This is a genomic window from Arthrobacter sp. ASL1 (assembly GCF_056680475.1).
This window is the reverse complement of sequence record NZ_CM155284.1, coordinates 3,646,273-3,665,747: the sequence shown is the minus strand read 5'-3', so window position 1 is coordinate 3,665,747 and position 19,475 is coordinate 3,646,273. Positions and strand designations below refer to the sequence as shown.

At 63.7% G+C, this 19,475-nt stretch carries 25 protein-coding genes and 2 pseudogenes; 2 read left to right on the top strand and 25 right to left on the bottom strand.

What is annotated here, in order from left to right; all coding sequences use genetic code 11:
- Window position 1 precedes the first annotated feature (1 nt).
- The 24 genes and pseudogenes from AC1MEQ_RS17350 to AC1MEQ_RS17235 all read right to left on the bottom strand — a co-directional run.
- On the bottom strand, window positions 2-409 hold the full coding sequence (locus AC1MEQ_RS17350) for a hypothetical protein (protein ID WP_479792499.1): 408 nt from the start codon (window positions 407-409) through the stop codon (window positions 2-4).
- A 112-nt stretch (window positions 410-521) separates the two neighbouring features.
- On the bottom strand, window positions 522-980 hold the full coding sequence (locus tag AC1MEQ_RS17345; protein WP_479792497.1) for a hypothetical protein: 459 nt from the start codon (window positions 978-980) through the stop codon (window positions 522-524).
- Window positions 970-1,284 (bottom strand): pilus assembly protein, encoded by a 315-nt coding sequence (locus tag AC1MEQ_RS17340; protein ID WP_479792495.1) that lies wholly within the window; start codon window positions 1,282-1,284, stop codon window positions 970-972. The genes AC1MEQ_RS17345 and AC1MEQ_RS17340 overlap by 11 nt, the downstream gene beginning before the upstream one ends.
- A 142-nt stretch (window positions 1,285-1,426) precedes the next feature.
- On the bottom strand, window positions 1,427-1,627 hold the full coding sequence (locus AC1MEQ_RS17335) for a hypothetical protein (RefSeq protein WP_479796172.1): 201 nt from the start codon (window positions 1,625-1,627) through the stop codon (window positions 1,427-1,429).
- A 91-nt stretch (window positions 1,628-1,718) separates the two neighbouring features.
- Entirely contained in the window at window positions 1,719-2,432 is a 714-nt protein-coding gene (locus tag AC1MEQ_RS17330; protein WP_479792493.1) for a type II secretion system F family protein, read from the bottom strand.
- A 224-nt stretch (window positions 2,433-2,656) separates the two neighbouring features.
- A complete protein-coding gene (locus AC1MEQ_RS17325) occupies window positions 2,657-3,508 on the bottom strand; it encodes a type II secretion system F family protein (RefSeq protein WP_479792491.1) in 852 nt (283 codons plus the stop codon).
- Window positions 3,505-4,473: pseudogene (locus AC1MEQ_RS17320) on the bottom strand (TadA family conjugal transfer-associated ATPase); the annotation flags it as partial. The pseudogene AC1MEQ_RS17320 and the gene AC1MEQ_RS17325, both read right to left, overlap by 4 nt.
- Window positions 4,474-5,219: 746 nt before the next feature.
- The gene (locus AC1MEQ_RS17315; RefSeq protein WP_479792489.1) at window positions 5,220-5,651 is read right to left on the bottom strand and encodes a hypothetical protein; all 432 of its coding nucleotides are present in this window, start codon (window positions 5,649-5,651) and stop codon (window positions 5,220-5,222) included.
- Window positions 5,652-5,831: 180 nt separating this feature from the next.
- On the bottom strand, window positions 5,832-6,395 hold the full coding sequence (locus AC1MEQ_RS17310) for an HIRAN domain-containing protein (protein ID WP_479792487.1): 564 nt from the start codon (window positions 6,393-6,395) through the stop codon (window positions 5,832-5,834).
- 226 nt (window positions 6,396-6,621) lie between these two features.
- Window positions 6,622-6,840 carry a hypothetical protein gene (locus tag AC1MEQ_RS17305; RefSeq protein ID WP_479792486.1) on the bottom strand — a complete coding sequence of 73 codons (219 nt, stop codon included), beginning with the start codon at window positions 6,838-6,840 and terminating at the stop codon, window positions 6,622-6,624.
- A 142-nt stretch (window positions 6,841-6,982) separates the two neighbouring features.
- Window positions 6,983-7,540, bottom strand: a complete 558-nt coding sequence (locus tag AC1MEQ_RS17300) for a recombinase family protein (RefSeq protein WP_479792484.1) — start codon at window positions 7,538-7,540, stop codon at window positions 6,983-6,985.
- 213 nt (window positions 7,541-7,753) lie between these two features.
- Window positions 7,754-7,900 carry a hypothetical protein gene (locus tag AC1MEQ_RS17295; protein ID WP_479792482.1) on the bottom strand — a complete coding sequence of 49 codons (147 nt, stop codon included), beginning with the start codon at window positions 7,898-7,900 and terminating at the stop codon, window positions 7,754-7,756.
- Window positions 7,901-7,984: 84 nt separating this feature from the next.
- Window positions 7,985-8,599, bottom strand: coding sequence for a hypothetical protein (locus tag AC1MEQ_RS17290; RefSeq protein WP_479792480.1), 615 nt, complete (start codon window positions 8,597-8,599; stop codon window positions 7,985-7,987).
- 57 nt (window positions 8,600-8,656) lie between these two features.
- Window positions 8,657-8,875: a hypothetical protein gene (locus AC1MEQ_RS17285; protein WP_479792478.1), complete on the bottom strand. Its 219-nt coding sequence runs from the start codon at window positions 8,873-8,875 to the stop codon at window positions 8,657-8,659.
- A 49-nt stretch (window positions 8,876-8,924) separates the two neighbouring features.
- A complete protein-coding gene (locus tag AC1MEQ_RS17280) occupies window positions 8,925-9,491 on the bottom strand; it encodes a helix-turn-helix transcriptional regulator (protein WP_479792477.1) in 567 nt (188 codons plus the stop codon).
- Between the two features lie 11 nt (window positions 9,492-9,502).
- The gene (locus tag AC1MEQ_RS17275) at window positions 9,503-9,835 is read right to left on the bottom strand and encodes a hypothetical protein (RefSeq protein ID WP_479792475.1); all 333 of its coding nucleotides are present in this window, start codon (window positions 9,833-9,835) and stop codon (window positions 9,503-9,505) included.
- A complete protein-coding gene (locus AC1MEQ_RS17270) occupies window positions 9,832-10,014 on the bottom strand; it encodes a hypothetical protein (protein ID WP_479792473.1) in 183 nt (60 codons plus the stop codon). Before AC1MEQ_RS17270 ends, AC1MEQ_RS17275 begins: the two co-directional genes overlap by 4 nt.
- The gene (locus AC1MEQ_RS17265) at window positions 10,011-10,142 is read right to left on the bottom strand and encodes a hypothetical protein (protein ID WP_479792471.1); all 132 of its coding nucleotides are present in this window, start codon (window positions 10,140-10,142) and stop codon (window positions 10,011-10,013) included. Before AC1MEQ_RS17265 ends, AC1MEQ_RS17270 begins: the two co-directional genes overlap by 4 nt.
- Complete coding sequence (locus AC1MEQ_RS17260) at window positions 10,139-11,392, bottom strand: AAA family ATPase (protein ID WP_479792469.1); 1,254 nt, start codon at window positions 11,390-11,392, stop codon at window positions 10,139-10,141. Before AC1MEQ_RS17260 ends, AC1MEQ_RS17265 begins: the two co-directional genes overlap by 4 nt.
- Window positions 11,389-11,721 (bottom strand): hypothetical protein, encoded by a 333-nt coding sequence (locus tag AC1MEQ_RS17255; protein ID WP_479792468.1) that lies wholly within the window; start codon window positions 11,719-11,721, stop codon window positions 11,389-11,391. The genes AC1MEQ_RS17260 and AC1MEQ_RS17255 overlap by 4 nt, the downstream gene beginning before the upstream one ends.
- 213 nt (window positions 11,722-11,934) lie before the next feature.
- Window positions 11,935-12,105, bottom strand: a complete 171-nt coding sequence (locus tag AC1MEQ_RS17250) for a hypothetical protein (RefSeq protein ID WP_479796188.1) — start codon at window positions 12,103-12,105, stop codon at window positions 11,935-11,937.
- Complete coding sequence (locus AC1MEQ_RS17245) at window positions 12,071-12,250, bottom strand: helix-turn-helix transcriptional regulator (protein ID WP_479792466.1); 180 nt, start codon at window positions 12,248-12,250, stop codon at window positions 12,071-12,073. Before AC1MEQ_RS17245 ends, AC1MEQ_RS17250 begins: the two co-directional genes overlap by 35 nt.
- Window positions 12,251-12,674: 424 nt before the next feature.
- Window positions 12,675-14,087 carry a recombinase family protein gene (locus AC1MEQ_RS17240; RefSeq protein WP_479792464.1) on the bottom strand — a complete coding sequence of 471 codons (1,413 nt, stop codon included), beginning with the start codon at window positions 14,085-14,087 and terminating at the stop codon, window positions 12,675-12,677.
- Window positions 14,088-14,129: 42 nt separating this feature from the next.
- Window positions 14,130-14,402: pseudogene (locus AC1MEQ_RS17235) on the bottom strand (CpaF family protein); the annotation flags it as partial.
- A gap of 217 nt (window positions 14,403-14,619) precedes the next feature.
- On the opposite strand from AC1MEQ_RS17235, the gene AC1MEQ_RS17230 reads away from it, so the two are divergent.
- Window positions 14,620-18,447, top strand: coding sequence for an FHA domain-containing protein (locus AC1MEQ_RS17230; protein ID WP_479792463.1), 3,828 nt, complete (start codon window positions 14,620-14,622; stop codon window positions 18,445-18,447).
- Here the strand turns inward: AC1MEQ_RS17230 and AC1MEQ_RS17225 are convergent.
- Window positions 18,444-18,887, bottom strand: coding sequence for a hypothetical protein (locus tag AC1MEQ_RS17225; protein ID WP_479792462.1), 444 nt, complete (start codon window positions 18,885-18,887; stop codon window positions 18,444-18,446). The two genes, AC1MEQ_RS17230 and AC1MEQ_RS17225, sit on opposite strands and share 4 nt — an antisense overlap.
- Window positions 18,888-19,196: 309 nt before the next feature.
- Between AC1MEQ_RS17225 and AC1MEQ_RS17220 the strand changes: the two genes are divergently transcribed.
- On the top strand, window positions 19,197-19,445 hold the full coding sequence (locus AC1MEQ_RS17220) for a WhiB family transcriptional regulator (protein WP_086994524.1): 249 nt from the start codon (window positions 19,197-19,199) through the stop codon (window positions 19,443-19,445).
- Window positions 19,446-19,475: the final 30 nt, after the last annotated feature.

Sequence of the window (19,475 nt, the reverse complement as noted above, 5' to 3'; positions counted from 1 at the left end):
GTCATCTCGTGAGCCCGGTCCGGGCGCTGGACTCGACGCTGATGGGGATACCCCGAGGCACGAACCAGCCGATGATCGGGGGCCGGACCACGGCGCTAAGCCTGACCACGGCAGTCGTTCCATCGCTACTGACCCCGGCGCGTGCGACCGAAAACCCGTCGAATCGACTGGCTGCCCCGACATCACCCACATACTTCGAAGTTGCCGCAGCAACACCGGCGTCGCTCAAGTGGATCTGGATTGAGTCGGTTACACCGGCATTTTCCACTTCGAAGCTATCGGCTGCGGCCGTAACCGCGCTGTCAGCGACGCTAAGGAGCTTGCGTGCTTGGGTATTGACCAACGTAGCCGCCAATGTCGCGCTAACTGCCAGCAGAACTATGACCACGTATCCGATGATCAGGATCATCGATTGCCCCTCTTCTACAGGCGTGTCGAGGCGGTCGGGGAAGGGCCTGACACCGCGGCGGGTCCGCCGGGTATGCGGAGACGCAGCGATAGGGGTTCGGCGATGGGCCATCTCAGCCAAACCGATCTACGCGAACGGTCGAAGACGATGACGCCTTGCCGAAATCCAGGTCCACGCCGCCCGGCAAGAATGGCAGTGGCACGCGGATAATGACCTCAACCGATACAGTGGAGCCTGGCTCCAGGCAGGCCGGAGAACAGGCGTATTCCATCGTTGCAGAGTTCGCATCGACGTCGAGGTTGCCGATGGCGACGTCGACGGCATTTCGCGCCCGCGCCGCTCCCTCCACCTCGCTGTCAGCTGCAGCAAACGTCCTGGCTGCATGATCGGCCGCGCCAACGGCGGCAAATGAAGCCGCCTGCAATTGCGACGCACTAATGATCAGGTACGTCACGGGAACTAGCAACAAGACACCAAGGAAGATGAACTCGACGATCGATGAGCCTTCCTCCCGGGTGCACACCTGCGACCAGGCATGGCACAATCGGCTTCGGCTGTTGCTAGCCGCCATAGCTTGCCGCCTCTCCGCTGACGTTCAGATGACCGGTGACGGCAAAGTATCCCAAGAGCGGGAACGGGGTGCTGACCGTAACCCGCAAACCAGGTTGCCCACCGATGGAGATTGCCTGGTAGCCAACGTCCGCTTTGAGGCTTTTGCCCAGGGAGCCAGCAATGAGCTCTCGGGTCCGTCTGGCTCCCTCTGCAGGTGAGCGGTCGGCCAGCGTCCCGAAACGCGCCCCCGAGGCGGCAGCATCCATCAAGGTGTTACGCACATGCAGCACCAAGGCCAACTGCAGAACGGATATGAAGAGCATTGTCAGCAGTGCCGAAACCATCACGAATTCGGCAACCGCTGATCCCTTTTCCCCGCGCCGTGGCCTCGCGGTGGGATGGAGACCGAGGCCATGAGACGTCTGCCCGCGTATGTGCATCAGTATCGGAGTGCCGGTGCCGTTGTCAGTCGAGCCCGGAGACCCGGTTGATAGCTTGGTTGAACAGTTCGCTGAGTCGTGGGCCCGCGATGGCAAGCAATGCGGCAACGAGCACCGCCGACATCAGCGTGATCATAACCCAGCCAGGGACATCCCCCCGTTCATCCTCACGAATGCGCCGCCCCAGGCCATTGACGCCTGACAGACAGATCAGTGTTGCCGTCATTCCGAAGGCAGCAGCCCTGTTCCATGTGTTCTTCATTGTGTCCTGCTCTCTTGGGTGGTTTCGGTTTCGTGTACCAAGTTGCTTCTGGCCTCTACAAGTTCATGTCGATGAGTGAGAGGCCGGGATAGACCGCAAAGACAATGGTTAGCGGAAGGATTCCGAAGACAACAGGAATCATCATGCTGATCTCCTTGCGTCCAGCAGTTTCCATGAGTTCGCGTTTTGCTGCGTCTCGGACGTCCTGAGCTTGCGCCTTCATGACCTCCGCCAAGGGCGTCCCCCGCTCCGACGCAACAGTGATTGCATCGACAAATCTCGTCATGGCATTCAAATCGAGCCGTTTGGCCATGTGATGAAAAGCAGTGGTCATAGGTATTCCGGACCGGATGTCAGCTAGCAACGCATTGAATTCATCCGGCAAGTCCCCCTGAGAGCTGTCGCATACGCGTTCAATGGCACCAACGGTGCTCTCCCCTGCGGCGACGGCCAAAGCTATGAGCTCAGCAATACTCGGAAACTGTCCCAAAATACGACGGCTGCGTTTCGTTCCCTGCTCGGTGAGATACCACTCTCGGAAGATGTACCCCGCCAAGGCAGAAATGATCAGGACCACAATCGAGAGAATCCCATTGAATGTCCCACCGGCTACGGAAACGGCGATGAAGATGCTTCCAACCAGCAGGCCGACACCCGCGTAGGTTAACTGCGATATTCGGAACTCCGTAATGCTCAAATTGAGACCGGCGCGCTGCAATCGCTGCTGCAATCCCCCGCCGGCCGGATTGAATCGATTCAATATGGACACGAGATCCTTCAGGACGGGCCACATAATCTTAACCAGCGGCCCCAACGGAGACTCGGCTGCCACTTGCCCGGCACTGGCTCCGGAGGGTTCCCTACCCGATCGGAGCTGTCCGGCAATGCGGTCGGCGAATGTCACGCGGCGCAGGGCGGGAAGCCTGACGAAGCTTAACCATAATCCAGCCCCCAGGAGCAGTCCTAGGGCCAGCCCCCAAGCTATACCGGAGCTCACTTGAGGATCCTTTCTTCACTGGGCAGTGACCCGATGCCCAGCATGATCCGGTAGCAAACGAAGGAGATCAAGAGTCCGGCAAGGAGCACAACTGCCCCGCTCAATGTCGAATATGCTTCGACAGCTTGGGGCTGGGTAGACATAAGAAGCAGGATCACCCATGGGGCGGCAACTGCAAGGCGGGCGGCATTAACGGTCCACGACTGCCTGGCCTCGAGTTCACCACGGGTTCTCGCACTGTCACGCAAGAATCCTCCCAGGGTTCCCAGCATCTCCCCGAGATCGGATCCTCCGACATCTCGGGTGATCATCAGCGCGGCAATGATCTTGTCAGCTACAGGATCGGCCAACCGATACCTCAACCGCTCTATGGCTTCGTCAAAACGCGAGGTCGCGCGGTAATCCAGTCCGAAATCCACGAAGGCGGGCCTCAGTGGCTCCGGCCCCTGGGTTCCCAATTGGATTAGCGCCTCCGGGAGCGAAAGCCCCGCTCTGATCGCGGATCGAAGATGGTCCACAACGTCGGGCCATTGTTCGCGGAGCGCGGCCGCGCGCTTGGCGGCGCGCCAGCGGACGACCAAGACCGGCAGAGTTGCCCCGAAGGTTCCGAAGATCACAGCGATCAGGGGTGACAACGTTACGACGAAGACGATGACGGCAACTAGCAGGAAGCAAATAACCATCGTCGATATGAAACCGCCGACGCTCACCTTGTCCAGACCGGCGTGGAGCAGCAGCGTCTCGATCCGGCGTTTCCGGACCTTTGCCGGCTTTGCAGGTTCGGTCCAGCAGGCTTGCCAGACCAGAAGACTGCCCAGCCCCAGAAGTAGTCCGTACACCAAGCTCATCGTCCGGCACCCAGCAGGGTCGAGGTGTCAACGCCTGCGTGTTCGAACTTCTCATGGGTCAAGTCCGCGGAGGGCGCCATCTGCAGCTCACCGTTGACACGGTGAAAGATAGTCGATGACTCAATGATTCCGTTCTCAACTCGGCGACCAAGCTTGATGATTTCGGATACACCACGTTGTCCTGCACCGTTGCGTTCGCAGTGCACCACCAGATCGATGCACGAAGCGACCGTGGGAAGCACGAAGTTCGAGTTGATGTTCTCGCCGGCCAGCAATGGCAATGTGCAGATCTTCGTGACGGCATCACGGGCGGAATTCGCATGAACGCTGGCCATGCCCGGCAGGCCAGCGTTCATGGCAATCAGCATGTCCAATGCCTCTGCTTCACGGACTTCTCCTACGATGATGCGGTCCGGGCGCATCCGCAGCGCCTCCTTGACGATTCGGCGCATGTCGATTTTCCCGTGTCCTTCAAGATTGGACTGGCGGCATTGCATGGCCACAACGTCCCGAAGCGGGATCTTCAACTCGAAGATCTCCTCAACTGTGATGACGCGCTCACGGCTTCCAATGCCGGAAGCCAGGCAATTGAGCAACGTGGTCTTTCCCGCCTGTGTGGCTCCGGACACCAGGACATTGAGCCCGGCGCCAACGGCCATGTGGAGGAAGTCAGCCGCCTGCCGGCTGAGCGACCCCAATTCGACGAGATGATCCAGCCGAGACGCGCGGGCGATGAACTTCCGGATGTTCACAGACCAGTGCTTGCGCGTGATGTCGGGGATCACCACGTGTAGCCGCGAGCCATCCGGTAGAGCCGCGTCAACGAACGGAGTGGAGAGGTCCAACCGGCGGCCGGAAGACTTGAGCATTCTCTCGACCAGGAGCCTGACATGCGCGTCGTCCAAGCGGATGGATGTCAACTCCGAACTACCACCCCTAGCGGCAAAGACCTCTGTCGGGGAACTGTTGGCGTATACGTTTCATGGTGTCAGCCGGTCGGTTGACGAAACGAATGCCCCGGCATCGCGCTAACGATCCGGGGCGTGGCATCCGCTGAATAAGGAGCGTCTGCAATGCACCACTCTACCCAATCTTTGCCCGTAGGTACACGGGTTATCCATGCTGGCACCGGGGAACGTGGCACCGTCTCGACGACGGGCACGGATGACCGGGGCCTCTGGGCGGGAGTCGCTTGGGATAATCCCGATGCGCTCGAGCTCCCCCACACTCTGCACGCCGAACACCTGATGTGGTCCGGCGATGAACATGAGCGCTCCGAATTCCTGCGCCACTTCCCGAACGTAGGCACGCTGTGAAGCGGCTACAGGGCTGCGCTGCCGTCCTCGTCGTGTACTTCCTTGCCTACTCCCCCAGTCTGATTACGGGGCCGTTCTAGGCCCTCCCTGCCCGCCTTGTGCGGGTGCTGGGATGCGGTCACAGGCTCCCCCATCCTGTGACCGTTTCCGAGCTACCCGCCCGCGTCGTTCCTGCCGACCTAGACGCTAACCAGCGTCGGCCCGGTGTTTGACACTCTCACTTATGGCCCTACCGGGGGCCGACCGTTGCAAAGGCCACGCGACGGGTTGCGCCAGCCTGTCACGGATACCGTGGCGGGCTACTGGCGTCGGCATATCGCGGACGGAGAGCGGGGGCGGTGGCGAAACTTCGGGGCAGGGGGTCAGCAAAGGCCACAGCTCCCGCAGGGAGTCCGCTAGTCCGTCGTGAGGGCTTCCCGTTTGTCAGCCAACGCTTCCTGCGCCTTCCTGTACTCTGCACTCACGTTGCGGGTTGGCGGGACGCCTCCAATACCCTCCATGATCGCGGCTAACCTGCGCATCGTGGGATCACCAGCTACCCATCGGGTCGATAGGCTCCGGCAAGCTTTGGCGAGTTCGTCGGTTGAGCCCTGGCTGACTGCGAGCACTTCGGCCCACGCGGCGGCTGCTGCCCTGTTGTCTTCGCCGAACGCCTGCATGAGTTGCCGGTACGCATCCCGCATTTCTTCGATCTGGGCATCGATCCTGGCGATTCGGTGAGCCCGTGAGTCGAGCATCTGGGCGCTCTTTCGGGCCCGGCTGGCCTGCCATGCGGCTACGAGCGCTGCGGCGATGCTGACTACGGCGGCAATGATGGTGGCGATCATAACGCCTCGGTCCTCCTGGGCTAGTGCGCGTTCCTGCGGGCGGTGACGGTCCGGTGAACGGTGCCGACGGAACAGCCGGCACGGGCGGCTATCTCTGCCATGGATTGGCCGCGCTGGTGCAACTCCCATATGAGGGCGTCACGGGCCCTGGTGCGGTCGGCCAGAGTCGGGCCCGGTTCGTCACCGGTCATTCATGGCCTGCCAGGCTTCGGGCGTAGCGATGATGATGAACGTCCCGCCTCGAGTGGCCCGCGCTTCGAGGGTGACGCCGCTGTCCATCGCCTTGGCTACCCACCGGGCCTGTCCTTTGCGCACGTGTCCGATGGTGCGGGCTGCTGTTCCCGTTGTGATTGCAACGGCGTTTGAGTCGTGCGGATTGTTCGGCTCGCGTTTAAGGCCCAAGACTTGGCCGTCCCGTCGCTTCGCTTCACTGGCCTTGTAGTAGCTGGTGCCCATGATGCGGCACCCGTAAATGTTCCAGTGGCGCAGGCCTGTATTTATCGCGTCGATGATGCGGCCGTCGGGTAGGGCAAGGTCAAGGCCGTTGTTGGTGTGCCGGATCCGGAAGTCGGGGAATTCGCCGCCGGCGGCTTTGAGGTCGGCCAGCGCCTGTTTCGTGTCCTCTGTGCCCAGGTAGCCGGCGCGTAGCTGCTTCACGGTCTTACCCGCGGTGGCTGCGCGTTCCCGTTCCCGGTCGTAGTAGTCGGCTCGGCTGTCAGCTTGCCTGCCTTCGGGCTGCGGCACGGGCGCAGCGGGTGGGGCGGGTTCGGCGGCTGGCGCGGGTTCGGCGGCTGGTCGCGGTGCCGTATCTGGCGGCGGTTCCGTGGCGTTGGCAGGTGTGCGCTTGAACAGTCGACTCAATATCCCCATGGCTGAATCATGCCACCACAAGAGCCGCAATCTCGGGGTTGGTTGATAACGAAACGGCCCCGCCTCCCGGTGATGGGTGACGGGGCCGCGGTGGTGCCGGCTACTGCTCGGCGAGGGCCAGCAATGCCCCTAGACGGGTGTGGAGCTCCCGGGCTTCGGCAAGGGTGAAGCGGCCGGCGCTGCCTCCCCAATAGTCGAGCTCCACTGTCGTCTGCCCAACCTCGGGGAACTCCCACAGGCCGGCGGCCATGGTTCGGCGGTGCACGCCGTCGTCCTCGAGGTTCACGACGTCGACGGTTAGGTCGATCGGGTCGGTCACGTGGAAGCACGTTTGATCCGCGGGGATCCGCTCGTTCGTGTGTCCGGTGCCGTCTTGGCACCATGGCTGGCATTTGATTGGGTCAATCACGGGGGTGTTCGCTCTCTCTTGTGGTGTGGCCCCTACAGGGCGGGGTGTGCGGTTAGGCGTCGGCAGTATCGGACAGGTAGCGGTAGACGGTGGCGCGGCTGACCTGTAGCCGCTTGGCGATGCGGTCGACGCTGTCGCCCTCTGCCTTCCACTTCCGTGCATCTGCAATGTCTTGAGCGTCGGCCTTGCGGGGGCGTCCGCCTTGGCGTCCGTTCTTCCGGGCTTCGGCCAGTCCAGCACGGGTGCGTTCGACGATCTGGTCGCGCTCGAGCTGGGCGAATGCGGACATGATGGTCAGCATGGCGCGGCCCATGGGCCCCGTGGTGTCGATGCGCTCCGTCACGGACTCGAAACCGCAACCCTTGGCTTCGATGGTTTCGATGAGGTCCAACAGATTCTTGGTGTTGCGGCCTAGGCGGTCGAATTTCCAGATGACGACGGTGTCGCCGGGGCGCAGGTGGTCGAGCATGGCGTCTAGTTCGGGGCGGCTGGCCTTGGTGCCGCTCACGCCGTCGTCGGTGAACACGCGGTCACAGTCGGTCAGTGCTGCGTGCTGTAGTGCTGCGTCCTGGTCGGTGGTGCTGACTCGGGCGTATCCGATGCGTGCCATGGTGTGCGCTCCCTGTTTCTCAATTTCCCGTGTTGCTCTTGGATATGAGAATACACATTATGCGACGGGATTTCAAGACACGCTTAGGTGCGACAATCCGCGACACATGAAGCACCGCGACAGCGACCGCGACACGTCGCACCACACCACCGTTATTGCGACACGGCAAAGGCCCCGCCAGCATGTGCCAGCGGGGCCCGTGAATGATCGGGGCTACTTCTCCCCAGCGACCGCCCGTAACGCCGTCTCCGCGCCTGCCAGGAACGCCCGGCCCGCCTTCGAGACGCCGTCGACGGATGCGCCCAACGCTGCCACCTGCTCGGCCAGCGTTGCCGCCTGCTGCTGCTCTGTCTCTGCCATGATGCCTAGCCTACTTCCGGTCGAATGGGGAGGATGAGGGCCCGGGGCCGGGTGAGCGATTCCCGGCCCCGGGAGATGGTGGGGTTAGCGGTAGTCCGCCAGCAACCGGCCCAACACGGACACCTTGCCAGCCGGTGCCGTGACGTGGTCGCGGATGATCCGGTTCATGATGGGGCCGGGCCCGTCCGTGACCGCCTGGGCGCCGTCGATCATGAGCGTGTTCCCGCCGGCCGCCGGGTGGACATAGAGCGCGGGGCGGGGTGTTTCCCGGTCGTAGGGCTGGATCACCGGGGCGCCTGCCGCCTTGGCCGTGGCGATCACGTCCCGGGCGGCCTCGTCACGGGCGGCGACGGCGGCCCCGAACTTCTCCACCGCTGCCGCGACGTCGGCGGCGAGCTGGTCGGCGGCTTCCGTGATGCGGGCGTGTTCCGCGGCCCCGGAAGCCTTGACCTTGGCCCATGCCTCCCGGGCTGCTTTGTCCTTCGTTGCCTGTTCCTGCCGTTCGGCCTTGGCCTTGCGGTTGCGTGCCGCGGTGGCCCGTAGGCGGGCCAGCCGTGAGCCGGCGGCGGCGTGCTCGAGTTCCTGGGCGGTAACGGTGTCGTCGCCTTCGAGTACGCGGCGCTCGAGGTCGGTTTCCTGCTGGGCTGCGGCCCGTGCTTCGGCTTCGGCGGTGTCCATGTGGTCGGTCGTGCTGGTCATGATGTGGTTCCTTGCTGTGGTGGTGGTGGCGGGCCCGGGGTGGGCCCGCCGTGGTGGTTACTTGCCGTCCGTGTACTTCCGGTACAAGTCCGGGTTCCGCTTGAACAATGCGGCCTTATCGGCGTAGTTCATGGCCTCGAACTGCCCACGGGTGGGCTCTTCCGGATCCCCCGCGTCGTCGAGGATCTTCTGCAGTTCCGCCTTCAGTGCCTCGAGGTCCTCTGCGTCGGTGATGGTCTTTCGGAGCTGGTCTGAGTTGATGCTGATGTTCGCCATGGTGGCGGTTCTCCTTCGGTTGTCCTCCCGGCTTGTGCCGGGCGGTGGTCTATTTGGTTCGGGCGGCGAGGGCGTCGGCCCTTGCCACGTCTTCCCGTGCGTTGCGGACGCGCTGCCGGGCATCGTCGGCGTATCCCTGCATGTGGGGCGTCGGGTACTTGGCGGCGAGCTGCCGGGCGGTCTGCAAGTCGCTCTCTGCCCGCCGTAGGATCTTCCGCGCCTCAACCGGGCGTAGATGCCTTGGCGGGGCACCCTTGGCCCACTGCCTACCCTGCCGCCATGAATCGCCCGCCAGGGCCCGTAGATCGGCGGCGACGCCCAACGGGTGGGCGTAGTCCAGAACGACGGCCAGAGCGGCTACCGTCGTCTCTCCGGGGCGTTTCTTTCCCTGCTCGTAGGCGCTGATGGTGGACGTGGATACGCCGGCCCGTTTCGCAAGGGCGGCCTGGGTCATGTGGACCGCGCTCCGGTAGCTGCGTAGCCGCTTCCCGAAACCGTTGGCGAGGCGTTCCCGCTCGGCTCCGGTGACGTCGCCCTCTTGTGTGGTCGTTCCACTAACGGGCGTGTGCACACGCGTAACGGCGGATCCGGTCTGGTCGGTTCGGGTGGCCTGCATGTTGTCTCCGTTCATGGCTGGGTGGTGGGTAGGGCTGGTTCTTCGGTCCCGTCGGCTGCGGTGAGCTGTAGGCGCATGGCCCGGGCTTTCCAGTAGGCGACTTCGCGCTGTAGTTCTTGGCGGCGGTGGTCGAGGTAGTTCCATAGGGCGGCGGTGTTGTCCTCGGTGGTGGGCCGGGGTGCGGGTTTTTGGTGGGCTTTGAGTCCGTAGTCACCTAGTCGGGCGTTTACGGCGGCGACGCTGGTCCCTACCTTGTCGGCTATGTCGCGGGTGTTGAGCCCTTGGCCGTGTAGTTCGACGATGCGGGCGGCTTTGCTGCCGGGCTTGGGTTGCCGGGTGGTCATGCTGTCTCCTGGGCTTCGAGGACGGCTAGGCGGGATTCTGCGAGGGTGGCCCGGTTGCGGGCTTCGTGCTGCCGGTCCTGTAGTTGGACGGCGAGCCATTGCAGGTCGCGTTTGGTGAACTGGGCTACCCACTTCGGGGGCGTCCAGTCGGCCGGCGGGGTGGGCGCCTCGGTGGTCATTGGTCCTCCCGGGTGAATAGGTAGCTCGAGTGCTGCCCGGTGGTGTCCTGCATGATGAGGGTCGCTTCTAGGACGGTGGCGAGGCGTTCCAAGGTCGCGTTGAGCCGGTCTAGTTCGGGGGTCGTCATGATGCTGTCTCCTGGTTCTGGAAATTGAGTGTCGCTGCGTCTCCGACTGTCGCCCCACCGTCGCCGGAGACACTCTGACTGTCTCCGTTGACTGTCTCCCGTCCCGTATCTTTAGTACGGGAGACAGAGACGGTCGTCTCGGGCTGCACTCGGTACGGTTTGAGGATGTGGTGGTGTTGCGCGTTCCGCGCCTCGTCCGTGGTGTAAATGAATCCTTCGGCGACCAGTGCTGAAATGGCTTCCCGGATCCGGGCTTCCTGCCCACTGACCACCTTTGTGATGCCGCGGAACGATAGCGGCTTGGGCGCGTCCTCAACGGCTTTGGATACCGTCTCCATGAGTTCGGCGTGCCGGTCTGTCGCTTGCGGCTTCTCGTCGGGTGCGTAGAGCCCGTAAACGATGCGTGCCGTGTCGGTGGAGTCGATCACCACAACGGCGGCTTCCTGCGTCCGGTCTGACTTGCGCCACTCCCCCGATATGGGGCGAACGCGGCCGGGTCGGTCCTTTCCTACCCGCAGCGCAAGACGGCCTTTCATACCCACGCCGATAGGTGAAATGACTTCGACGCCGTAGCTTGCCCCGGTGAGGTAGCTCATTTTGGACTGTGCCCCAATGGCGAACCGCCCGCGGCCCTCTGATGATTTGGTGACGTGATCGACCACTACGGTTGCGGCTCCCGTGGAGGATGCCAACTGACGGGGAACCATGCGACCCCACCGGGTGACCTCGTCGTTGTCTATGGACTTCACGCCGAACACTGCGAATGCTTCGGTGACTCCGTCGATGACGGCCAGGGTGTAGCTGGTCCGCAGAATGGCTGCCCATGACTGGCGCTCGTCCGGGTAGCTAAGCGGGTCGCAATCGGGGTTGATGTAGTCGAGGCTTTCGAGGATCTGCGGGCCTGTCGCGCCCATCTTCATTAGGCGATCGACCACTGTTTCAGCGTCCGATTCAAAGTCGATGTAAAGGCACCGCTTCCCGCCTTTGATCTGCTGGGCTGTTTCCGCCTGGGCGATCATGCTTTTGCCTGATTCGCTCTCCCCTTGGAGGGTGTGCACCTTCCCCGGGTACAACAGGTAGTGGCCGTCATTGCGGCGCATGATGGACGGCTCGAGGGCTGCAAAGTTCCCGGCGACGTGGGCGGTCAGGTCGATGGGCTTCCATGACGTGGGGACTTCCTCGGGCACGTCCTCGGGCGTTCCGGGGCCGGCGTACTCGTATTCGGTCAGGGGCTCTAGGTTGGAGCTCACGCGGCGGCCTCCTGGCGGCTGGTGATCCATCCCCCGCGCTCTAGTCCACTCATGAACTGGGCGAGGGTGGGAATGGTGCGAATGGTTGGTGTCGGCATCGGCCGGTCGCGGAAGCGGGGCACGTCGAGGGATTGCACCGTGTCGGCTACATGCGTCCTGCTGTGCGCGTTTGCTGCGTCTAGGGCGATGAAGGCCCGGGCGGCGAGTTCGGCGCCGTCTCCGGCTGCCCTATACCCGTCCTGGTGCCCGACGTGATAGCCGCGCTCGTAACCCTGCGTGTAGATGCTGTGGGCCCGCTTGTAGGTGCCGATGAACTGGGCATCATCCAAGGTCGCCACCACCGTCCACGGGTACTAGGCGGGCGAGGATGACGGATGCCACCTGTCCCCGCATGGTTGCCCTGTCGAGGGCCCTATTTGCTGCGGGGAGTGAGAAATAGGTTGAGCGGCGCGTATGGTGCCCGTCCTCCGTTGGGACGTCGACGACGAGCACTAGAGCATGGTCGATGAGGGCCCGATGGTCGGGGGCCGGCGGCCGGCGGCTCACTTGCTGCCACCGCGGATGAGTGCGCCTAGCTTTGTGAGCTGCGACGGGGTGAGCGGTGGAGCCTGGGCGATCGTACGGGCGACGTACTCGGCGAGTGTCGGGCGGGCTGCGGTGTTCGCGTGGGCCACGGGGTCACCGCCGGAATGCTGCGGCGGCTTCTGATGCATCTACGCGTGTTGCTCGAGGACCGACGTTGTAGGTCGTGAGCGTTCCGTCTTTGATGCGGCGGTAGATGGTTGAGACGCTGACGTTGTAGCGTTTCGCCACGTCTGCGATAGTGAGTAGTGGATGGTCCTCTGTTGGGGCTGTCATGGCTTGTACCTCTGTCTTGGCGGATGGCTGTTACAAGCAATGCCCGTGACGGTTGGCGCCGTCTCTGGCTTCGGTTCCCCCGGTCTGATTCTTAGCGGTTTCTCCCGGGGGAATCGTGCTCTTATGACAACTGTGCAGCACTATGCATGAATCACCAAGGACGTTATCCACAGGCTCTGTGCATAGACGAGTGCAGAGCTATCCAAAGCTGTCCACTGTGCGTGGATCGGCCTAGGTTGCGAGCTAATCGTTACCTTCCCGTTACCAAACAAGGCCCGCCCGCGGCCCGTGTCGGCCGTCTCGAAAACGTTGGTCCGGTGCGACACCGAAACGGAAGATCCAGCCCGCATGAATCCGCGGCGTGCGAGTCTCACAAACGGTCGCATTATCGAAACCGGGGCAAGGTCGGGTTATTGCGACTCGGCTACGCGTTCCACTCCACACGCACATGCTCCGGCGAGAACGGCACTCCCGGCCCCGTGGGGAGGATGGTCACCGTCGCCAGGGTGCGCAACACCTCCCGGCGCCGCTCGAGCGTGAGCCCTGCCCATGCCTTCGCCGCATCCGGGCCGGTGATCCCCTCCAAGCTCCCCGACGGTTGCAACGCCTTGACCTGCCGTTCTGCGGCTTCGAGCTGCACACCTAGCGACTCATTCACACGGGCGAGCTGCCGGGCCGTCATGGTCCCCGCGGCGAACGCGTCCGCGCCGGCATCCATCCGGGCCAACACCGCGTCACGGGCGCCGACGGCTTCCGCCAGTGCGCCGGGGTCGTCGCTGATGAACTCCAACAGGGCGGGGTCTTCGAGCCGGGCAACGATCACCGCTTCCACCACTTCGTCTACGGGTTCCATCTTCCGCGTGAGCCTCATGCACGACGGGCAACCGTAGGCGGGCTTCCGGTAGCTGCCCTCCTGCTCCCGGTTGACGATCGGGCGCATACCTGCCCCGCAGCGGCCGCAACGGTACAGGCCACTCCCTAGGTACTTCCCTTCCACGCCGCGGGAATGAATGCGGCCCGGGGTGGTCAGCACGGCGACGGCACGGTCGAACGTATCCGCGTCGACGATGGGTTCCCAGTTCCCCGGCCCCACCACTTCGCCCTGGTGCGTCCGCAAGCCGACGTAGCGGTGCTTCCGCAGCATTCGGCCCACCACGGCGCCCTGCCACGGGTTGCCCCGTTTCGTGGTCAACCCTAGCCCGTTCAGGTACTTAGCCGCCGACCGCAGCGACTCCCCCGCAATGATGCGCCGGTACACCTCCCGCAGTGCTGCCGCCTCCGTGGGCTCTATGACGTCACGGCTTCCCACGTCGTGCCCCTTCTCGTCGACGATGCGTTCCCGCCGGTACCCGAAGGGAATCATGCCGTGGGGCAGGCCGGCCGCTGCCGACGCCTGGAACTTTCGCTTGAGGCGGCGTGACGCCTGCTCTACCTCGTGCCGGGCTACGCTGCCCTTGATGCGTGCCGTGAGCCTACCCTGTGGGGTAGCTAGGTCGATTTCTCCGCCGACGGATGCGAGGGCCACGCCGTGCCGGTCTGCTAGGTCGATGAACGTTTCGAGCTCCGACGGGGTGCGGGTGAGCCGGTCAATATCCCATACGATCAAGGCGTCTACTTCGCCGGCGGTTATGGCGGCGATGAGTGCCAGGTATTCGGGGCGGGGGGTGCCACGGGACGCGCTGACGTCGTTGTCCACGAATGTCTGGGTGATCGGCCAGCCGCGGCGTTCGGCTTCGGCGGTGCAGTCCTCGAGCTGCCGGGTGACGCCTAGCGCGGTCCCGTCGTCGTCTCGGGAGATACGGGCGTAGATGCCGCAAGCGGTCGTTTTGGGGGCCATGCTGCCAGCTTAGGCGGGATGAAACGCATTCGGGGACTTGACCGGTGAATTGATCCAGATCTCTTCGACTTCAGGATCGTCCAAAAGCGGCTGGAGCGGTCCGAAACCGGCGACCGCGTCGAAAACAGCACGACCGGTTTCGTCCAGTTGGCCGAGTCTAGGCAGCCCCTCCAAGAGGGAACGCTCGTCATAGTCCCGGACCGCCACGTCCACAATCCGTCGGACCTCCATGACGTGCTCGGCGGGATCCAGCCCGCGGCGGCGTACGCGCTCCCGCACGTCATCCTCGATGATGCGTTGACCGTCCACCTTCATCTCCAGGCATTGAATGGCATGGGCCCAGCGCCCTTGGCGTCCGCGGCTGGGACAACACCTGCGACACTACCGACCCTCTCCGCGCCAAACAAGCGGTTACACCGACGTGTGGATAATCTCCGTTCGCGTTTTCCACAGCCCTAGAACCTTGGCTACATTTCTTGTGTATGGCCACTAGCCTTGGCCCTAGTCAGAGCTGCGAGCAAGGAGGACGTCTATGACACTGCATGTTGCCGTTGTCCCGTGGCCAAGTGACGATTTCGAGGTCCCGCCCACGTCATATTTCGAGGTCCACGGCCCCGCGGGACTCAGCGGGACAGCGCTATCCGGGGCCTTGGCGGAACTTGGCCACGACGATCTGTGGCCGGACGGCGATGTGCCGCTCGGAGAATTGGGGGAGCTTCCTGACCACGGAATGTTGACGCTGACCCCCTTCAGACGTTCCACCGAATCGGGTTCACTGGCGACCGAGGTGATGCTGGTCGCTGTCAAGGGCCCGGATTGCGGACAGCGTCTCAACCTCACTCGGGGTTGCTATTCGATCGGTAGAAGTGATTGCGATCTGCGCGCGTCGGATCCAGCCTTGTCGCGGCACCACGCAGACATAATCGTCGACCAGACTTCCATAGCGTTGGTCCGGACCTCTGCCGGCTCCCCCGGAGCCGCTCGGGCGGGCCGGAACGGACCACAATTTCTCGGTATTGGGGACGAATTCGTTTTGGGAGAGACGACGTTTCGCATTTGCCCGGTTCACTCGCTGGGGCACGATGCCAGAACGCCGGTACGACCCGTCTGGCCGCCGCCGGTGACCACGCTGCGCGGAACGTCCGCCACAAGCAGGCCATGGCTGGCCATGACGACAGCGATTCTTCCCTTAGCCATCGGCATCGTCTTGGCACTGACCCTCGGGTCATGGATCTTTCTGGCATTCAGTGCACTCGGACTGGTCACCGGGGGAGTTCCAGCCACCAACGAGCTGGTGGGCCGCCGGAAATTGCGCCGCCACATCCGGACCGTCTCCGCAGATCTGGTCTCCGGGGTCGACACGTGGGTCCCACCGGTCGGGCTCTGCATGCTCCGGAGTACCCGCCCAACAAGCGGCGCTCGTCTTGCCGGCGAACCCGTTGCTCCGCCGACGCATCCGCTTCGCTTGGGTTCGGGCCGGGTCATGCCTCCACTTGACATCGATCCGCCAACCTACCGCGGCCCGCAAATCCTGCCCGTCCCCGGTCCGGTCATCGCCAGCGTCGCGCCGGGAGGCCTCGGACTACTCGCGGGAGCGGGAGGAATGCTCGGCTCTGTCATCCGCGCCGCGGTCCTTCAACTTTCCACTTCCTGCGCGAGCGCCAACTCGTCACTCGTCATCGTAGGCAGAACCGACTTACTGCCGGCCGAAGCCCGATACCTGCCTGGCGTTCAGGCATGTCCTGACTTGGCCGATGCCCAGATCGCGTTCGAATCCTTGCCGCCGGGATCGGTGGTCATCGCAATGCCCGGGCTCACGGATCCGAACCGCCTGGTGTCGCAGGCCAGGGCCCCTGCCCCTGGCAGGATCGGTCCCAGCATCATCCTGACAGGCGTCGCCCAACATGACATGGCGGATTGGATAATCGATACCACCGCGTCCACTTTTCGTGCCGCCGACCGGGTAATTTGCGTCAACTTGGATGGGATTTCGCGTTCAACCATGGCTGGCATTGCGGTCGCCTCGGAACCCGAGATTCCCACGGGGTCGAGACCCACCAACCATGGCGGTTTGTTCGCCGGCTCAGACGGTTCGCCAGCCGATTACTTGCCAGTGCCCGTCTGGAGCGACTCCAGCGAGTCGGCCCTCCACTGCCGCATCGGCCAATCCGCCGACGGGAGATGCGAACTCGATTTCGTTAGAGACGGACCGCACGTGCTTGTCACCGGGACGACGGGGTCGGGAAAATCCGAACTTCTCAAAGCCATGACCAGGGACCTGTTGCACCGTTACGGCCCAGACCAGCTCGCCTTGGTGCTGCTCGACTTCAAGGGGGGATCGACGTTGGGCCCCTACGCCGAGACCCCACACTGCCAATGCCTCGTCACGGATTTGAACGTGGAATCCGGCGAACGGGTCCTGGCGGGTCTGAGGGTCGAACTCAGGCGTCGGGAATCCCTCTTCAAGGAAGCCAACGTCGAGGACTACCCCCGATATCGCGGTTTCGCCTGCGCGGGAGCACCGCCACTCCCCCGGTTACTTGTCATCGTCGACGAATTCCGCATCCTCTCCGACGAGTTACCCGACGCCGTACAGGAACTCATGCGCATCGCCACTGTCGGGCGTTCGCTAGGCGTGCATCTCTTGCTATCGACCCAGCGACCGCAAGGAGTTGTGACCGCCTCCATGCGCGCCAACATCAATTCCGTCATCTCGCTTCGGTTGCTCAGTCCGAGCGATTCCCAAGAACTACTAGGGTCCTCGGTGGCTGCCGAGATCCCCGTGTCAACACCGGGTGCCGGGTTCATACGGCGGGCCGGTGAACAGCTCCGGCACTTCCGCTCCATAACCGTTGACCAACGCAATCCATCCTGGAAGATCCAGGAGATCGGCCCGGGGTTCCAGGACTGCCAGACCGTGGCGACGCTTCATGGCCAACTGGCCCAGTCGACGTCTACTGCGATGGACCTGGCGGCGTTGACGTCAAACCTTCCCCCACCCCCCATGCCGGTTGCCGCATTCGCCCCACCGCTGCCAGCTGAATTGCATTTCATCCCCGGTCGCCTACGACGGCAACAACCTGGCAGTGCCATTGCCCTGGGCCTGGTCGATGACATCGAGAACCAGCGACTGGCCCCCCTGTGGTGGCACCCGGAGAAGCAGCGCAGGCTGGCGATCGTTGCCGGTCCCGGCAGCGCTGCTCCGGCGGCACTGCTGCGCGTGCTGCAGGCCCTGGCCAGGGAGGAGCCCGAACGACATGCATACGTGTTGGACGGTACCGCATCCTTCTCGCCAGTCGCCAAGCTTCCCCGCGTCGCCGGCTACGTCGGCGCTGCCGAACCAGAACGGGTCTCGGAGCTGTTGGATGTTTACGACGTCGGAGCCGAATCCCTTTCGGAAAGGACTGCCACCCGCGTCCTGGTGGTCAGCGGTTTGGCAGCGTGGTCCGCTGCCCTGGGAGCCTCCGAGTTCGCCGCACTCGATGACCGGCTGGCTGCCCTGGCTCGATCCGCTGGACAGCGGAATGCCTGCCTCGTCGTCATCGGGGACCGGGACCTGATGTCGTCTCGCTACTATGCGCTGGCAGAGCATCGGCTCTACCTTCGTTTTGGTCTCGGACCGGAAACCACGATGGGCTGGCCAAGGCTCCGCAACACCGCTCCCTTGGCTGGTCGGTCCGTATGGACTGGTCCAGATACCGATGAGCAAGGAGCCATCGTCCAACTCTGCACGCCCCCACCTTCGAGTCCCGACACGGCCGGGCCGGCTGCGGAGCTTCCGGTCAGGAGGAGCCTCCCGCTGCCCGAACGCACGCGCGCTGCCGCGCTGGCACACGCACGTGCGGGCCGCGGCCGATATCCCATCGCAGTCATTGGACCGGACAACCGTGCCTGGGTCTGGGAACCCGGGGCCGTCGGCATGGTTCTCGGCGGTCCCGGATCCGGGAAAACCAGTTTGATCAGGCTGTTGGCGCACCAGCTCCGAGGGCTTGTCGACGTTTCCCATCGACTGGAACCGGGCCGCCCGGCACCGGATGTCCTGCTTCTGGATGACGTCTTGGACCTATCAGATGTTCACCTGGCGACGGTGGAGGCAATGATCCGCGCGGGAACGCACGTCGTGATGTCGGCCGGCCCGGAACGATCCGGACTGATTCGTCTTCCAGCGGCCGCACGGATGTTGCCGGCCAATGCGTTTCTCCTGCTCAATCCCCGTCAAGCAGCAGATGGCGATGTCCCCGGCTGGCGGGTTCAGCCGCACCGGCGGGAACGTCCCGGACGAGCCCTCGCCATGATCCACGGCAGGTTGGTACATGCGCAATGCGCACAGGTCGACGCTGGAGAAGCCGCTCCAGGCTAGGAGCGGACCACGCGATCCCCGAAATACTCCGTGGCCTTCGGATCGAAGGTCAGAAGCATGACGGCCGCGGCCGGAGCCAGCAGGGAAATTCCGAGGACCAGCGCCCATCCACCCGCACCAAGAAATGACACGGCAAAAATGACTTGGAAGACCTGCCACACCAACGCGGCGGCCCGCGTCCAGGCGTGCCCCTGGAAGACCTGGACGGCGACATTCGACTGCCAGGCCGCCGCACCTACGATCAACGCGAGCATGAAGATGCGACCGCCCAGGGACAGTGGGCCCTCGGTGCCCAACGACGTCGCGTACCACGCCGCCGCCCCCAGGGTGGCAATCGCCTCGAGAAGCAACAGGACAAACACGACGACGATTGACGCCGGCCGAGGGGGCAATGCGGTAGGGCCATCCGGCTGCTCGCCAGCGGCATTCGAGGAACTCACATGCTCGAATCTACTCGACGGCGCCTCCGCCTCCCAAGCGTCAGCCCGGGCTCCTCCCGCATCCCGCGACCAGCCAACGCCCGTAAAACCCCGCCTTCCAGCACAACCGTCTGTGACGAAAACCTCACGCCAATACGGCGAATAGTTCCCGTCCACCCCTTGTTTACGTACAGGTAACATGAAAACCTTATTAGGCAGTTGCACGGGAGCATGGTTTGATGCTCCCTTTTGTGCTGCCACCGCCCCACTAACCGGACTCTCCGTCGTGGGTCGTTCCCTGACATCTAGCCCCAAGGAGCAACAAAGAGCATGGATTGGCGTAGTCGCGCAGCCTGCCTGGACAAAGACCCCGAGCTGTTCTTCCCCGTGGGAAACACCGGTCCGGCCTTGCTCCAGATCGAAGAGGCAAAGAGCGTCTGCCGCCGCTGCCCTGTCATCGATACCTGCCTTCAATGGGCCATCGAGTCCGGCCAAGACGCCGGCGTCTGGGGCGGCATGAGCGAGGACGAGCGCCGCGCCCTGAAGCGGCGTGCCGCACGGGCCCGACGCGCTTCGTAGGCGCAGGACCTCAAGCCGTACGGAGGGAGT

Excerpts from the sequence above, each read along its gene's own strand:
- AC1MEQ_RS17350 (WP_479792499.1), bottom strand. The coding sequence starts at position 409 with ATGATCCTGATCATCGGATACGTGGTCATAGTTCTGCTGGCAGTTAGC.
- AC1MEQ_RS17345 (WP_479792497.1), bottom strand. The coding sequence starts at position 980 with ATGGCGGCTAGCAACAGCCGAAGCCGATTGTGCCATGCCTGGTCGCAG.
- AC1MEQ_RS17340 (WP_479792495.1), bottom strand. The coding sequence starts at position 1,284 with ATGCTCTTCATATCCGTTCTGCAGTTGGCCTTGGTGCTGCATGTGCGT.
- AC1MEQ_RS17335 (WP_479796172.1), bottom strand. The coding sequence starts at position 1,627 with ATGACGGCAACACTGATCTGTCTGTCAGGCGTCAATGGCCTGGGGCGG.
- AC1MEQ_RS17325 (WP_479792491.1), bottom strand. The coding sequence starts at position 3,508 with ATGAGCTTGGTGTACGGACTACTTCTGGGGCTGGGCAGTCTTCTGGTC.
- AC1MEQ_RS17315 (WP_479792489.1), bottom strand. The coding sequence starts at position 5,651 with ATGATCGCCACCATCATTGCCGCCGTAGTCAGCATCGCCGCAGCGCTC.
- AC1MEQ_RS17300 (WP_479792484.1), bottom strand. The coding sequence starts at position 7,540 with ATGGCACGCATCGGATACGCCCGAGTCAGCACCACCGACCAGGACGCA.
- AC1MEQ_RS17295 (WP_479792482.1), bottom strand. The coding sequence starts at position 7,900 with ATGGCAGAGACAGAGCAGCAGCAGGCGGCAACGCTGGCCGAGCAGGTG.
- AC1MEQ_RS17290 (WP_479792480.1), bottom strand. The coding sequence starts at position 8,599 with ATGACCAGCACGACCGACCACATGGACACCGCCGAAGCCGAAGCACGG.
- AC1MEQ_RS17285 (WP_479792478.1), bottom strand. The coding sequence starts at position 8,875 with ATGGCGAACATCAGCATCAACTCAGACCAGCTCCGAAAGACCATCACC.
- AC1MEQ_RS17280 (WP_479792477.1), bottom strand. The coding sequence starts at position 9,491 with ATGCAGGCCACCCGAACCGACCAGACCGGATCCGCCGTTACGCGTGTG.
- AC1MEQ_RS17275 (WP_479792475.1), bottom strand. The coding sequence starts at position 9,835 with ATGACCACCCGGCAACCCAAGCCCGGCAGCAAAGCCGCCCGCATCGTC.
- AC1MEQ_RS17270 (WP_479792473.1), bottom strand. The coding sequence starts at position 10,014 with ATGACCACCGAGGCGCCCACCCCGCCGGCCGACTGGACGCCCCCGAAG.
- AC1MEQ_RS17265 (WP_479792471.1), bottom strand. The coding sequence starts at position 10,142 with ATGACGACCCCCGAACTAGACCGGCTCAACGCGACCTTGGAACGCCTC.
- AC1MEQ_RS17250 (WP_479796188.1), bottom strand. The coding sequence starts at position 12,105 with ATGCATCAGAAGCCGCCGCAGCATTCCGGCGGTGACCCCGTGGCCCAC.
- AC1MEQ_RS17245 (WP_479792466.1), bottom strand. The coding sequence starts at position 12,250 with ATGACAGCCCCAACAGAGGACCATCCACTACTCACTATCGCAGACGTG.
- AC1MEQ_RS17240 (WP_479792464.1), bottom strand. The coding sequence starts at position 14,087 with ATGGCCCCCAAAACGACCGCTTGCGGCATCTACGCCCGTATCTCCCGA.
- AC1MEQ_RS17230 (WP_479792463.1), top strand. The coding sequence starts at position 14,620 with ATGACACTGCATGTTGCCGTTGTCCCGTGGCCAAGTGACGATTTCGAG.
- AC1MEQ_RS17220 (WP_086994524.1), top strand. The coding sequence starts at position 19,197 with ATGGATTGGCGTAGTCGCGCAGCCTGCCTGGACAAAGACCCCGAGCTG.